The following is a 13,187-nucleotide window of genomic DNA, read 5'->3' as shown; positions in this document are numbered from 1 at the left end:
CCTGCTCGCGAAGGCGTCATATCAGTCGATACTTGAGTTGCCTGACACACGGTATTCGCGAGCAGGCTCGCTCCCACATTGGGATCTTCAGGGTTTACCAGGGAATGGTTTCACCCTTGTAATTCACAAAATGATGCCCGCCCTTGCCGGTATATGCATTCACCTGATCAACCAACCCGCGGGTGCTGGTATCGACATCGATGTCGGCACCATCGCCGCCCATGTCGGTCTTCACCCAACCCGGATGCAGCGACAGCACCGTGAGTTTCTGCTCGCCCAATTGCGTCACGAAGCTGTTGGTCATCGAGTTCAGCGCAGCCTTGCTCGCTTTATAGAGCGCCAGTTCTGGTGCATCCGGCATGGTCACGCTACCGAGCACCGAACTCATGAACGCCAGCACACCGCTGCCATCGCGGATCTGGCCGACGAAACGCTGGGCCAGGTTGATCGGTGCCACGGCGTTGGTAAAAAACAATTGGCCGACTTCGGCCAGCGTCGCGCCGCCCGGGGTTTGCACATCCGGGCCTTTGACCCCGGCGTTGACGAACAGCAAATCGAAGGTTTCACCCTTGAGTTGCTGACTCAAGGCGATCACCGCTTGCTGATCGTCCATGTCGAGTTTCTCGATGCGCACCTTGCCCAACGCCTGCAGCGCTGTGGCGTTCGAAGGATTGCGCACGGTGGCCGTCACTTGCCAGCCATCGGCCAGCAGGGTTTTCACCAGCCCGAGGCCCAAGCCACGGGAGGCGCCGATGATCAGTGCGTTTTTTGCCTGGGACATGATGGGTTCCTTGAAAAGTTAACGTTCAGGATTCAATGGACACGCCTGGCCGAGCCGGAGTTGCAACTCATGCCTTAGTGCATCCAGTTCACTCATGCGGGTTTCGATCAGTTGCAGTTTGTCGCGCAACAGTTGCGCCACGGCGTTTTCCGGATCAGGCGCGTTCCACAACGCGGCCACGCTGTTGCCGATTTCGCCGAGGGTAAAGCCCAGCCGTTGCGCAGTCTTGATATAGAGCACCAGTTGCACCATCTCCGGCGGATAGTCGCGATAACCATTGGCACTGCGTTGCGCCGCGATCAATCCGCGCTGCTCGTAGAACCGCAACGTGTCACGGCTGACGGCGCTGGCCACGGCTAATTCACCGATGCGCATGGTGCTGCTCTCAATAGGGCTTGACCCTGGAGCATACTCCAGGCTTTACCGTGGTTGCTCCTCAAATTTCTGGAGCAAGGTCGATGTGGACTTCAACGCAATATCGCAACGTGGTGCGCGGCAGTGCCTGGTATGACTTGATCGTCACGGCGGCGTTTGCCACGCCGTGGAGTTTTGCTGTTGTACATGGGCTGTTAACCGCGCTGGATGTTCCCGGCGAACTGCCGGCATTCCAACCTGTGCATATGTTGATGGCGAATCTGTTGGGTTCGGTGGTTTGTGTGTGGGCGGTGCTGCGGATTCGTGATCCGCAGCGGGTTTATGGACGGTATGACGCGGTGGCGCGGTTTCTGTTTGCGGTTTGGCAGGGCTATGCCTTGCTGCAGGGCGCCAGTTCGATTTTGATTGTTTTTCTGGTCTTCGAACTGGCGTGGGGCATTGCTCAGGTGCTGCCTGTCAGGACGCTTTCGCGAGCAGGCTCGCTCCCACAGGGGAATGCGGTTTACTGTGGGAGCGAGCCTGCTCGCGAAGAGGCCCGCTCAGAAAACAATTAATGCCCTGCCTGCCACGGCTGCCCCAGCGACACCGGTGCATACAACCGTGTCCTCACCGCATCGCGCGACAACAACACCAGCACCACAATCGTCGCCACATACGGCAGCATCGCCAGCAAACTCGACGGAATCGCCAGCCCCAATCCCTGCGCCACTAGATGCAGGATGCTGGCGAGCCCGAACAGATACGCCCCAAGCAACAACCGCCACACGCGCCAACTGGCAAACACCACCAGCGCCAGCGCAATCCAGCCGCGCCCGGCGGTCATGTTCTCGGCCCACATCGGCGTGTACGCCAACGACAGATAAGCCCCGGCCAATCCCGCCATCGCCCCGCCAAACAGCACCGCCAGCGTGCGCACGGTCAACACCGGCAAACCCATCGCACTGGCCGCATCGGGGTTTTCACCGACCGCCTGAATGATCAACCCAACACGGCTTTTGATGATCACCCACGCCACCAGCGCAAACAGCGCGAACGACAGATAAACCAGCAGATCCTGGGCAAACAGCATCCGCCCGATCAGCGGGATTTCACTCAAATACGGAATCGCCAATGGCTCAAAACCCGCCAGTGGTTTACCCACCCACGCGGCGCCAACAAACGTCGACAACCCCACGCCAAAAATCGTCAGCGCCAGACCGGTCGCCACCTGATTGGCGTTGAACACCAGCGCCACCAAGGCAAACAGCGACGACAACAGCATCCCCGCGAGCATTGCCAGCAGCACGCCGAGCCACAGGTTGCCGCTGTTCAGTGCGACGATAAAACCGATCACCGCGCCGAACAGCATCATCCCTTCCTGCCCGAGGTTGAGCACGCCGCTCTTCTCGCAGATCAGTTCACCCAGCGCCACCAACAACAGCGGCGTACCGCAGCGCACCATGGCGTAAAAAATATTGCTCAGCAGATCGATATCCATCACAGCGCTCCGGCGGTTACGACGGTGGTCGAGGCGCGCCGTGTCCAGCGCAGTTTCAGCCGTGGCCGATAGAGAATCAGCACGTCACAGGCCAGCAGGAAAAACAGCATCATTCCCTGGAACAGTTGGGTAATCGCTTGCGGCAGATTCAGGCTCATTTGCGCGCTCTCGCCACCGATGTACAGCAGTGCCATCAACAGACTGGAGAACAGAATCCCGATCGGATTGAGCCGCCCGAGAAACGCCACGGTAATTGCCGCATAGCCATACCCCGGCGAAACCTGTGGCACCAATTGACCGATCGGCCCGGTGACTTCGCAGACTCCGGCGAGCCCCGCCAAACCACCGCTGATCAACAGCGCCAGCCAGATTAAACGCTTCTCGCGAAAGCCGACAAACCCCGCCGCACGCTTGTCCAGCCCGAGCACTTTGATCTGGAACCCGACAAAGCTTTTGTGCAGCAACACCCACACCGCAACCAGTGCGAGCAGGGCGAAATACACCCCGGCATGCACGCGGCCATCCTCCAGTAACAGCGGCAAACGGCTGGCGTCGCCAAACATCGCCGACTCGGGAAAGTTGAACCCCGCCGGGTCCTTCAACGGTCCGTGCACGCAGAACAACAGCAGGTTCAGCGCGATGTAATTGAGCATGATGCTGGTGAGGATTTCGTTGGCGTTGAAGCGCGTGCGCAACCACGCCGTCAACCCGGCCCACGCGGCGCCGGCCAGGGTACCGGTGAGCAGAATCAGCACCAGTGCCCAACGGCTTTGCATGTCGATGATATTCACCGCCAAGGCACTGCCGGCCAATGCGCCGAGCAGCAATTGACCTTCGGCGCCGATGTTCCAGATCCGCGCCTGATACGCCACTGCCAGCCCCAGCGCGCAGAGCAGAATCGGCAGGGCTTTGACCAGTAACTCAGACACGCCATACAAGTCACTGACCGGCGCGATCAGCAAGGTGTGCAAGGTTTGCAGCGGATCATGGCCGAGGGCGATAAACAGTAGTGAGCCGCAACCGAGGGTCAGCGCCGCCGCCAGTAACGGCGAGCACCAGAGCATCAGGCGCGATTGCTGGCCACGGGGTTCGAGGGAAAGCAGCATGTTGAAAACTCCGTTAAACCGTGGCGTGTTGTTGAGGGGCATCGAACTGGCCGGCCATCCAGCCGCCGACATCGCTCAGCAGGGTGTCCGCCGTGTTGTGCAACGCGGACAGCTTCCCGCCGCACAACGCGCCGAGGCGATCGCTGATCTGGAACAGTTCGTCGAGGTCTTCGGATATCACCAGAATCGCCGCGCCGGCATCGCGTAACGCGATCAACGCGCGGTGGATGGTGGCGGCAGCACCGACGTCCACGCCCCAGGTCGGATGCGCGGCGATCAGTAGTTTCGGTTGCTGGAGGATTTCCCGGCCGAGGATGAATTTCTGCAAATTGCCGCCGGACAGACTGCGCGCGGCGGTTTGCGTGTCCGGGGTTTTCACGCCGAAGCGTTGAATGATTTGTTGCGCGAGGGCTTCGACCTTGCCGCGCTGGATCAGCCCGTTACTGACCAATCCTTGTTGGAAGGCCGTGAGCAGGGCGTTGTCCGCCAGACTCAACTCCGGCACCGCGCCATGGCCGAGGCGTTCAGCGGGGACGAATGCCAGACCGAGTTTGCGCCTTGCATCAGGGCGCAAATCAGCGACAGATTGTTCACCGAAGCGAATCGTCGCCGCCTCGGCGCGCGGCAGGGTTTGTTCGCCGCTGAGCAGGGCGAGCAACTCATCCTGACCATTGCCCGCGACCCCGGCGATGCCGACGATTTCACCGCTACGCACCTGCAAATCGATGTCGCTCAGTGAGCAGCCGAATGGATCGGGGTTATGCCAGCTCAAACCACGGACCTGCAAAAACGCCGCGCCGCCGCTGACCTTTGGATAGTCACCGATCAACGCCGCCGCTTCGCCGACCATCAATTGCGCCAGTTGTTGATCCGAGCATTCGGCCGGCACACAATGCCCGGCCACACGCCCACCGCGCAAAACCGTGGCGCTGTGGCACAACGCGCGCACTTCACCGAGTTTGTGGCTAATAAACAGAATGCTGCAGCCCTCGGCGGCGAGCCGACGCAAAGTGATGAACAGTTCGTCGGCCTCTTGCGGCGTCAGCACCGAGGTCGGTTCGTCAAGGATCAACAGGCGAATGTCCTGCATCAGGCAGCGAATGATCTCCACCCGTTGCCGTTCGCCAATCGACAGGCTGTGGACAAGTCGTTCCGGTTCCAGCGCCATGCCGTAACGACGCGAGACTTCGCGAATCTTCGGTTCAAGCTGTTTCGGCGTGCCTGCCTTGGCCCCCATGGCCAGGGCAATGTTCTGCGCCACGCTGAGGGTTTCGAACAGCGAGAAATGCTGGAACACCATGCCGATCCCCAACTGCCGTGCCTGCGCCGGGTTGCGGATATTCACTCGCTGCCCTTGCCAGAGCATCTCGCCCGAATCGGCTTGGGTGACGCCGTAGATGATCTTCATCAACGTACTTTTGCCCGCGCCGTTTTCACCGAGCAGCGCGTGGATTTCCCCCGGCGCGATGTTCAGGTCGATGGCGTCGTTGGCCAGGCAACCGGGATAGCGTTTGCTGATTTGGCGCAGGTGCAGGCGCGGGGTTGGCGGATCGATGGGCATGACAGGCTCGACTGGCTTGGAGTTGTGCCTGTGGATAAAGCAATTTCCTGGCCATTGAGTCAGGAACTCTCGCAACGGCTGTGCCAGCGCACCGGTTACAGAGCATCCCGACCCCAATCGTGTTGTTGACCGGCACCAATTGAGAGCAAGGCCGTTGATCAGGCTCCAGTTTTGCCCTTGGGCAACTGATCAAAAAACGAGCAAACGCGTGGGGCCTATGCAGAATCTGCGACTGCGCCAGCCATGAACGGGTTATCCACAGGTTGTTCCACAGTTATTGTGCGCAAGCTGTAAACCCGGGCATAAGCACCAGGATGCTTTCTTCTAATAGTGCTAAACCGCGTTAACTGATTGTTTCTCTTTGAAAATTACAGTTCGTCGGGGGGATTGAACGAAAAGTGAGCAAAACTCGCAAAGCCACGTGACAGAAGGGTTACAGCAGAATGTACTCAGGTTATCCACAGTCGGGTGCACAGCAGATGTGGGCAAGTGCGGGGAATAACGGAAAAGGGTGATGCCCTAAAAGATCGCAGCCTTCGGTAGCTCCTACAGGGGAACGCAGTTCAAGTGTAGGAGCTGCGGAACGCTCGGGCCGCGATCTTTTGATCTTTTGATCTTTTATCGTTGAAGCAAAATCCGCCCACGACTCAAATCGGCTAACTGCGTTTGCAAGACCTCGATCTGCGCTTCCCCCACAGCCAACTTCAACTCAACGCCGTTTGCCGTGAAGTTTTCTTCGACAACCAATCCACCCCAGTCCGCAACCCGCAACTTCACCAGCGCCAACTCGGCAAACCCGCAGGCGCAACTTAGCGGCACGCGGCTGATCAACTCGACCTTCGCCGCTGTTTGCAGGCACTTGTTCGCGCCACCGCCATAGGCCCGGGCCAAACCGCCCGTGCCCAGTTGAATCCCGCCATACCAGCGGATCACCAGCACCGCGACCTGATCGCAATCCTGCGCCTCGATCGCCGCCAGAATCGGTCGCCCGGCCGTGCCGCCCGGCTCGCCGTCGTCATTGCTGCGGTATTGATCGCCGAGTTTCCACGCCCAGCAGTTGTGCGAGGCGTTCAAGTCGCTGTGCTGTTCGAAGAACGCCTGCGCCTCGGCGGGGCTGCTGATCGGCGCGGCGAAGGTGATGAAGCGGCTTTTGCGAATCTCTTCGCGGTACTCGCAAAACCCGCTGAGGGTGAAAGGCATAGACGTCTTATATAGAAGGAGTGAGGCCGCAGCCTTTGAGGATGATGCGGATCAGGTTGTTGCCGGCGTCTTCCATGTCTTGTTTGGTCAACTTGGTCCGACCACTGACCCGGCAGATCTGCGTGGCAAAGTCGGCGTAATGCTGAGTGCTGCCCCACAGCAGAAAAATCAGATGCACCGGATCGACCGGGTCCATTTTGCCCGCATCGATCCACGCCTGAAACACGGCGGCCCGACCGGTGAACCAGGCGCGGTAATCCTGATTGAAGTATTCCGTCAGGCATTCGCCGCCACTGATCACCTCCATCGCGAAGATGCGCGAGGCTTGTGGCTGGCGTCGGGAGAATTCCATCTTGGCGCGGATATAACGGGTCAGCGCTTCGGCCGGATCGTCCTCGGCGGTGAGGGTGTTGAAGGTGCTGTCCCACAACTCGATGATGTTGCTCAGCACCGCCACGTACAACCCAAGCTTGTTGGTGAAGTAGTAATGCAGGTTCGCCTTGGGCAACCCGGCATTCAGGGCGATGGTGTTCATGCTGGTGCCTTTGTACCCGTGACGGGCGAACTCGTCTTCGGCGGCTTTGAGAATGGTCTCTTCGTTCTTTTGACGAATGCGGCTGGCGGGCTTGCCGCCGTGAGCGGGGACTTCAAAGGTCATAGGCACTTCCGGGTTTTGTCTGTGGGTGCAACCAGTTGCGTTGATAGCGCACCCGCAGACATCCGACAAGTCCCGAAACGATAAATCGTTATGCCTGTTCGATCTTGTTCAGCGTTGCATGCGCCTCGGTTTTTTCTGTTTTTGCTTCCGGCAAAAGCAGGCAAAGGATGATCGCCGTGAGCCCGCCGCTGGTAATTGCCGAGTCGAACAGGTTCTGCACAAGTTTCGGCAACAAGTGCAGCAGGTTCGGTTGCGCAGCAATGCCCAGGCCGACGCCGAACGAAGTGGCGATGATCAACATGCTGCGCCGATCCAGCGGCGACTGCGCGAGGATGCGCACACCGGCCGCCGCGACGGCACCGAACATCACCAATGTGGCTCCGCCCAGTACCGGTTTCGGAATCTGCTGCAGCACCGCGCCGATCATTGGAAACAGACCGAGACAAAACAGAATCGTGCCGATATACAACCCGACGTAGCGGCTGGCCACGCCAGTCAACTGGATCACGCCGTTGTTCTGCGCGAACGTGGTGTTGGGGAAGGCGCTGAAGGTGGCGGCGATCATGCAGCTCACGCCGTCACCGAGTACGCCACCGCGCAGGCGGCTTATATAAGAGGGGCCGCTGATCGGTTGACGGGCGAGCATGCAATTGGCGGTGAGGTCGCCGACGGTTTCGATGGTGCTGATCAGATAAATCAGCGCGACCGGCAGGAAAGCCGTCCAGTCGAAGCTGAAACCGAACTTGAACGGTGTAGGAAGGCTCACCAGCGGCAGGTCAGGCAATGGCTGTGGCAGCAGTTTCCCACTGAACCACGCTGCCAGACTGCCGAGCAGCAGGCCGATGATGATCGCCGACAGCCGCACCCACGGCGTGTTCGAGCGGTTGAGCAGGATGATCGTCAGCAGCACGAACACGCCCAACGCCAGATTGCCCGGCGCACCGAAGTCCGGCGCGTTGAAGCCGCCGCCCAGATCAGTGATGCCGACCTTGATCAGGCTGATGCCGATCAGCGTGATGACGATCCCGGTTACCAGTGGTGTAACGACTCGGCGTAATTGACCAATGAAGCGGCTGAGGACGATCTGCACGATCGCGCCGAAAAAGCACACACCGAAGATCATCGCCAGAATGTCTTCCGGGCTGCCGCCACGCTGCTTGACCAGAAACCCCGCCGACAGCACCGCGCCGAGAAAGGCGAAACTGGTGCCTTGCAAACAAATCATCCCGGCACCAATGCCGAACGGCCGCCGCGCCTGAATAAACGTGCCGACACCGGACACCATCAGCGCCATGCTGATCAGGTACGGCAAATGCGCGGTCAAGCCGAGCGCCGAACCGATCACCAGCGGCGGGGTAATGATGCCGACGAAACTGGCGAGCACGTGTTGCAGGGCGGCGAGGATCGCGGCGGGCGGTTTGGGGCGGTCGTTGAGGCCGTAGATCAGGTCGCTGGACGATTCAGAATCTGGCTGCATGGATTTGGCTTCTGTTAAGGATCAAGTTAATCCCTCTCTGCAAAAACCTGTCCACTTGCTCAGCTTTAAGGTCGCGCATCAGCTCGAATGTAGGAGCTGCCGCAGACTGCGACCCTTTGATCTTCGGGGGTTGCCCTCCTGTCCGCAGCCGCTCAAATTATTTTTCAACGCGTCGCCGCCAGACTCTCAAGAAAGCTTTCCAGCACCAAATGAGGGCGCCGGCCCTTGCGCGTGACCGATGCGAGGCTCAGGTCGTAAAAACGCATCTGCGCCTTGAGTGCGCGCAAGCGGCCCTGTTGTACCCAAAGGCTGGCGTAGTGATCCGGCAGATAACCGATATAGCGCCCGGTCAGAATCAGAAACGCCATGCCTTCGCGGTCGGAGGCACTGGCGGTGCAATTGAGGGCCTGGTAATGCGCCTGGATCTCCGCTGGCAAACGGAACGTCGGCGCAATCGCGTCCTGACTGTTCAGACGCTCGTCGTCGAGTTGCTTGTCATCGACATAAAACAGCGGATGCCCAACCGCGCAATAGAGCAGCGAGCGCTCGCTGTACAGCGGCTGGTATTCCAGGCCGGACAGCGCACTGGCCTGCGGCACCACGCCAACATGCAGCCGACCGTCGAGCACGCCTTGTTCGACTTCATTGGGCGCGATCATGCGGATCTGGATCTGCACGTCCGGCCCGCGTTCCTTCAATTGGGCGAGGGCGTGGGTGATGCGCATGTGGGGCAGGGTAACGAGGTTATCAGTCAGGCCGATGATCAGTTCGCCGCGCAGGTGCTGGTGCAGGCCGTTGACCTCGGTGCGGAAACTTTCCAGCGCACTTAACAGTTGCAGGGCGGATTGATAGACCTCGCGACCTTCTTCCGTCAGCGAGAATCCGGCGCGCCCGCGTTGGCATAAACGCAAGCCGAGGCGCTGTTCCAGATCGCTCATTTGCTGGCTGATCGCCGAGCGCCCGATACCGAGCACGGTCTCCGCCGCCGAAAAGCCGCCACTTTCGACCACGCTACGAAAGATTCGCAGCAGGCGAATATCAAAGTCACTGACCTGGGCCAGCGGATCGGGGCGGCGGCTGCTCATGTGTGAATGCTCAAAGTTTAGTGATGATCTAACTGAAGGTTAGAAGAGTTGGATTTCACCGACTTTATCGCCGTGGCAATTTAGCTGCAACAACGCTTTCTATCTCCCTGACGCTTATGCCCTGCGAGGTTTTGCCCGATGAACATGCCTGAACACGCGCCGTCGCCACTGGCCAGCCAACTGAAGCTGGACGCGCACTGGATGCCGTACACCGCCAACCGCAACTTCCAGCGCGATCCGCGTCTGATCGTCGGGGCCGAAGGCAGCTGGCTGTTCGATGACAAGGGCCGCAAGATCTACGATTCGCTGTCCGGTCTGTGGACCTGTGGCGCCGGGCATACCCGCAAGGAAATCCAGGAAGCCGTCTCCAAACAGTTGGGCACCCTCGATTATTCGCCGGCCTTCCAGTACGGCCATCCGCTGTCGTTCCAGTTGGCCGAGAAAATCACCGACCTGACCCCGGGCAATCTGAACCACGTGTTCTTCACCGACTCTGGCTCCGAGTGCGCCGATACCGCGGTGAAAATGGTTCGTGCCTACTGGCGCCTGAAGGGTCAGGCGACCAAAACCAAAATGATCGGCCGTGCCCGTGGCTACCACGGCGTGAACATCGCCGGCACCAGCCTCGGTGGCGTCAACGGCAACCGCAAAATGTTCGGTCAGGCGATGATGGACGTCGATCACCTGCCGCACACGTTGCTGGCGAGCAATGCGTTCTCCCGTGGCATGCCGGAGCAGGGCGGTATTGCCCTGGCCGATGAGCTGCTGAAGCTGATCGAATTGCACGATGCGTCGAATATCGCCGCCGTGTTCGTTGAACCCATGGCCGGTTCCGCTGGCGTGTTGGTGCCGCCGCAGGGTTACCTGAAGCGTCTGCGTGAAATCTGCGATCAGCACAACATCCTGCTGGTGTTCGACGAAGTGATCACCGGTTTCGGTCGCACCGGCTCGATGTTCGGCGCCGACAGCTTTGGCGTCACCCCGGATCTGATGTGCATCGCCAAGCAAATCACCAACGGCGCGATCCCGATGGGCGCAGTCATTGCCAGCTCCGAGATCTACCAGACCTTCATGAACCAGCCGACGCCGGAATACGCTGTGGAATTCCCCCATGGTTACACCTATTCGGCGCACCCGGTGGCTTGCGCCGCTGGCTTGACCGCACTCGACCTGCTGCAAAAGGAAAACCTGGTGCAGAGCGTGGCCGAAGTCGCACCGCATTTCGAAAATGCGCTGCATGGCCTGAAAGGTTCGAAGAACGTCATCGACATCCGTAACTACGGCCTGGCCGGTGCGATCCAGATTGCCCATCGTGACGGCGACGCCATCGTGCGTCCGTTCGAAGCGGGTATGGCGCTGTGGAAAGCCGGGTTCTACGTGCGCTTCGGCGGCGACACCCTGCAGTTCGGCCCAACCTTCAACAGCAAGCCGCAAGACCTTGATCGTCTGTTCGACGCGGTCGGCGAAGTGCTGAACAAGCTCGACTGATTTTCCTTCTATATATACCTACAAACTACGGGTGCCCCTCGTGGGCATCCGTGGACAAGAATTCAGGAGTTTTCGATGAGCGTTATCCCGCATTTGATCAATGGCGAACTGGTGACCGAGAACGGTCGTGCGGTCGATGTGTTCAACCCGTCTACCGGTCAGGCGATCCACAAGCTGCCACTGGCCAGCCAGGCGACCATTCAAAAAGCCATCGATGCCGCCAAGGCCGCATTCCCGGCGTGGCGCAACACACCACCGGCCAAACGTGCCCAAGTGATGTTCCGCTTCAAGCAACTGCTGGAGCAGAACGAGGCACGCATCTCGCAATTGATCAGCGAAGAACACGGCAAGACTCTGGAAGACGCCGCCGGTGAACTGAAGCGCGGTATTGAGAACGTCGAGTTCGCCTGCGCAGCTCCAGAAATCCTCAAGGGCGAGTACAGCCGTAACGTCGGCCCGAACATCGATGCATGGTCGGACTTCCAGCCGCTGGGCGTGGTGGCTGGTATCACTCCATTCAACTTCCCGGCCATGGTGCCGCTGTGGATGTACCCACTGGCGATCGTCTGCGGCAACTGCTTCATCCTCAAGCCTTCCGAGCGTGATCCGAGTTCGACGCTGCTGATTGCTCAACTGTTGCTGGAGGCCGGACTGCCGAAAGGCGTGATGAACGTGGTGCATGGCGACAAGACTGCAGTCGACGCGCTGATCGAAGCACCGGAAGTCAAAGCACTGAGCTTCGTCGGTTCGACACCGATTGCCGAATACATCTACGCCGAAGGCACCAAGCGCGGTAAACGCGTTCAGGCACTGGGCGGCGCGAAGAACCACGCGGTGCTGATGCCGGACGCGGATCTGGATAACGCGGTCAGCGCACTGATGGGCGCGGCTTACGGTTCCTGCGGCGAGCGTTGCATGGCGATCTCGGTTGCCGTGTGCGTGGGTGACCAGGTGGCTGATGCGTTGGTGGCCAAACTGGTTCCACAGATCAAAGCGCTGAAAATCGGTGCTGGCACTTCGTGCGGCCTGGATATGGGGCCGCTGGTGACCGGTCAGGCGCGCGACAAGGTCAGCGGTTATGTTGATGACGGCGTAGCGGCGGGCGCGACTCTGGTGGTCGATGGTCGCGGCTTGAGCGTGGCGGGGCATGAAGAAGGCTTCTTCCTCGGCGGCTGCCTGTTCGACAATGTCACCCACGAGATGCGCATCTATAAAGAAGAGATCTTCGGGCCGGTGCTGTGTGTTGTTCGCGTCAACAGCCTGGAAGAGGCGATGAAGCTCATCAACGATCACGAATACGGCAACGGCACCTGCATCTTTACCCGCGACGGTGAAGCGGCGCGTCTGTTCTGTGACGAGATCGAAGTCGGCATGGTTGGCGTCAACGTGCCGCTGCCGGTACCTGTGGCTTATCACAGTTTCGGCGGCTGGAAGCGTTCGCTGTTCGGCGATCTGCATGCCTATGGTCCGGATGGTGTGCGCTTCTACACCCGTCGCAAGGCGATCACTCAGCGCTGGCCGCAGCGTGCAAGCCATGAGGCGTCGCAATTCGCGTTCCCTAGCTTGTAAGTAGAAGGGATGAAGAAGGCCGACCTCTAGAGGTCGGCCTTCGTGTTTTCGGGTTTTTTTGACCGATATGACAGAATTATGAAAATAGTGGTTGACGGCGAATTCCAGACGTCTATAATTCGCCCCACTTCCGGCGCAGTCGAAACGGAAAACTCCTTGAGATTCAATGAGTTATACGGTTTTCGATAGCGGGTTGCTTCAGTTCATCGAAGCCTGGAAGGAGTTGGAAGAGCGGTGACGTTTGGCTCTTTTAACGGTTCGATCTTCTCGGTCGAAAGCGGAGAAAAAGAGGTGTTGACAGCAGCGTGTAACGCTGTAGAATTCGCCTCCCGCTAACGAGAGATCGGAAGCGCAAGTGGTTGAAGTTGTTGAAGAATTCTTCGAAAACTTCTGAAAATAATCACTTGACA

General features: G+C 59.3%; 12 protein-coding genes. 3 read left to right on the top strand and 9 right to left on the bottom strand.

The genetic code is table 11. The features are described 5' to 3' along the window. Positions 1-94 precede the first annotated feature (94 nt). Together CKW18_RS07175 and CKW18_RS07170 are read right to left on the bottom strand one after the other, a co-directional pair. Positions 95-781 carry an SDR family oxidoreductase gene (locus CKW18_RS07175; protein ID WP_095188143.1) on the bottom strand — a complete coding sequence of 229 codons (687 nt, stop codon included), beginning with the start codon at positions 779-781 and terminating at the stop codon, positions 95-97. A gap of 18 nt (positions 782-799) precedes the next feature. Further along, positions 800-1,156, bottom strand: coding sequence for a MerR family transcriptional regulator (locus tag CKW18_RS07170; RefSeq protein ID WP_095188141.1), 357 nt, complete (start codon positions 1,154-1,156; stop codon positions 800-802). Between the two features lie 83 nt (positions 1,157-1,239). Here CKW18_RS07170 and CKW18_RS07165 point away from each other — a divergent pair, with 83 nt between their 5' ends. Next, positions 1,240-1,710: a hypothetical protein gene (locus tag CKW18_RS07165; protein WP_095188139.1), complete on the top strand. Its 471-nt coding sequence runs from the start codon at positions 1,240-1,242 to the stop codon at positions 1,708-1,710. On the opposite strand, the gene CKW18_RS07160 is transcribed toward CKW18_RS07165, so the two are convergent. The 7 genes from CKW18_RS07160 to CKW18_RS07130 all read right to left on the bottom strand — a co-directional run bounded on the left by CKW18_RS07160 (position 1,707) and on the right by CKW18_RS07130 (position 9,720). Next, entirely contained in the window at positions 1,707-2,633 is a 927-nt protein-coding gene (locus CKW18_RS07160; RefSeq protein WP_003221385.1) for an ABC transporter permease, read from the bottom strand. The genes CKW18_RS07165 and CKW18_RS07160 overlap by 4 nt on opposite strands. Then, positions 2,633-3,739, bottom strand: a complete 1,107-nt coding sequence (locus CKW18_RS07155) for an ABC transporter permease (protein WP_095188137.1) — start codon at positions 3,737-3,739, stop codon at positions 2,633-2,635. Before CKW18_RS07155 ends, CKW18_RS07160 begins: the two co-directional genes overlap by 1 nt. Positions 3,740-3,752: 13 nt before the next feature. After that, positions 3,753-5,300, bottom strand: coding sequence for an ABC transporter ATP-binding protein (locus tag CKW18_RS07150; protein WP_095188135.1), 1,548 nt, complete (start codon positions 5,298-5,300; stop codon positions 3,753-3,755). Positions 5,301-5,918: 618 nt separating this feature from the next. Continuing rightward, positions 5,919-6,500: a YigZ family protein gene (locus CKW18_RS07145; protein WP_095188133.1), complete on the bottom strand. Its 582-nt coding sequence runs from the start codon at positions 6,498-6,500 to the stop codon at positions 5,919-5,921. A 7-nt stretch (positions 6,501-6,507) separates the two neighbouring features. Then, entirely contained in the window at positions 6,508-7,158 is a 651-nt protein-coding gene (locus tag CKW18_RS07140) for a TetR/AcrR family transcriptional regulator (RefSeq protein ID WP_095188131.1), read from the bottom strand. 88 nt (positions 7,159-7,246) lie between these two features. Further along, positions 7,247-8,635, bottom strand: coding sequence for a uracil-xanthine permease family protein (locus tag CKW18_RS07135; RefSeq protein ID WP_095188129.1), 1,389 nt, complete (start codon positions 8,633-8,635; stop codon positions 7,247-7,249). Positions 8,636-8,799: 164 nt separating this feature from the next. Next, positions 8,800-9,720, bottom strand: coding sequence for a LysR family transcriptional regulator (locus CKW18_RS07130; protein ID WP_095188127.1), 921 nt, complete (start codon positions 9,718-9,720; stop codon positions 8,800-8,802). A 138-nt stretch (positions 9,721-9,858) separates the two neighbouring features. Here CKW18_RS07130 and CKW18_RS07125 point away from each other — a divergent pair, with 138 nt between their 5' ends. Both CKW18_RS07125 and CKW18_RS07120 read left to right on the top strand, forming a co-directional pair. Beyond that, positions 9,859-11,208, top strand: coding sequence for an aspartate aminotransferase family protein (locus tag CKW18_RS07125; protein WP_095188125.1), 1,350 nt, complete (start codon positions 9,859-9,861; stop codon positions 11,206-11,208). A 75-nt stretch (positions 11,209-11,283) separates the two neighbouring features. Continuing rightward, positions 11,284-12,777 carry a CoA-acylating methylmalonate-semialdehyde dehydrogenase gene (locus CKW18_RS07120; RefSeq protein WP_095188123.1) on the top strand — a complete coding sequence of 498 codons (1,494 nt, stop codon included), beginning with the start codon at positions 11,284-11,286 and terminating at the stop codon, positions 12,775-12,777. Positions 12,778-13,187: the final 410 nt, after the last annotated feature.

Origin of the sequence: Pseudomonas sp. Irchel 3E19, from assembly GCF_900187585.1 — a bacterium.
In the GTDB taxonomy this organism is placed as follows: Bacteria; Pseudomonadota; Gammaproteobacteria; order Pseudomonadales; family Pseudomonadaceae; genus Aquipseudomonas; species Aquipseudomonas baetica.
The sequence above is the reverse complement of the archived record's forward strand: the minus strand, read 5'-3'. Positions and strand labels throughout refer to the sequence as shown.

Excerpts from the sequence above, each read along its gene's own strand:
- CKW18_RS07155 (WP_095188137.1), bottom strand. The coding sequence starts at position 3,739 with ATGCTGCTTTCCCTCGAACCCCGTGGCCAGCAATCGCGCCTGATGCTC.
- CKW18_RS07140 (WP_095188131.1), bottom strand. The coding sequence starts at position 7,158 with ATGACCTTTGAAGTCCCCGCTCACGGCGGCAAGCCCGCCAGCCGCATT.
- CKW18_RS07145 (WP_095188133.1), bottom strand. The coding sequence starts at position 6,500 with ATGCCTTTCACCCTCAGCGGGTTTTGCGAGTACCGCGAAGAGATTCGC.
- CKW18_RS07130 (WP_095188127.1), bottom strand. The coding sequence starts at position 9,720 with ATGAGCAGCCGCCGCCCCGATCCGCTGGCCCAGGTCAGTGACTTTGAT.
- CKW18_RS07160 (WP_003221385.1), bottom strand. The coding sequence starts at position 2,633 with ATGGATATCGATCTGCTGAGCAATATTTTTTACGCCATGGTGCGCTGC.
- CKW18_RS07150 (WP_095188135.1), bottom strand. The coding sequence starts at position 5,300 with ATGCCCATCGATCCGCCAACCCCGCGCCTGCACCTGCGCCAAATCAGC.
- CKW18_RS07135 (WP_095188129.1), bottom strand. The coding sequence starts at position 8,635 with ATGCAGCCAGATTCTGAATCGTCCAGCGACCTGATCTACGGCCTCAAC.
- CKW18_RS07120 (WP_095188123.1), top strand. The coding sequence starts at position 11,284 with ATGAGCGTTATCCCGCATTTGATCAATGGCGAACTGGTGACCGAGAAC.
- CKW18_RS07125 (WP_095188125.1), top strand. The coding sequence starts at position 9,859 with ATGAACATGCCTGAACACGCGCCGTCGCCACTGGCCAGCCAACTGAAG.
- CKW18_RS07175 (WP_095188143.1), bottom strand. The coding sequence starts at position 781 with ATGTCCCAGGCAAAAAACGCACTGATCATCGGCGCCTCCCGTGGCTTG.
- CKW18_RS07165 (WP_095188139.1), top strand. The coding sequence starts at position 1,240 with ATGTGGACTTCAACGCAATATCGCAACGTGGTGCGCGGCAGTGCCTGG.
- CKW18_RS07170 (WP_095188141.1), bottom strand. The coding sequence starts at position 1,156 with ATGCGCATCGGTGAATTAGCCGTGGCCAGCGCCGTCAGCCGTGACACG.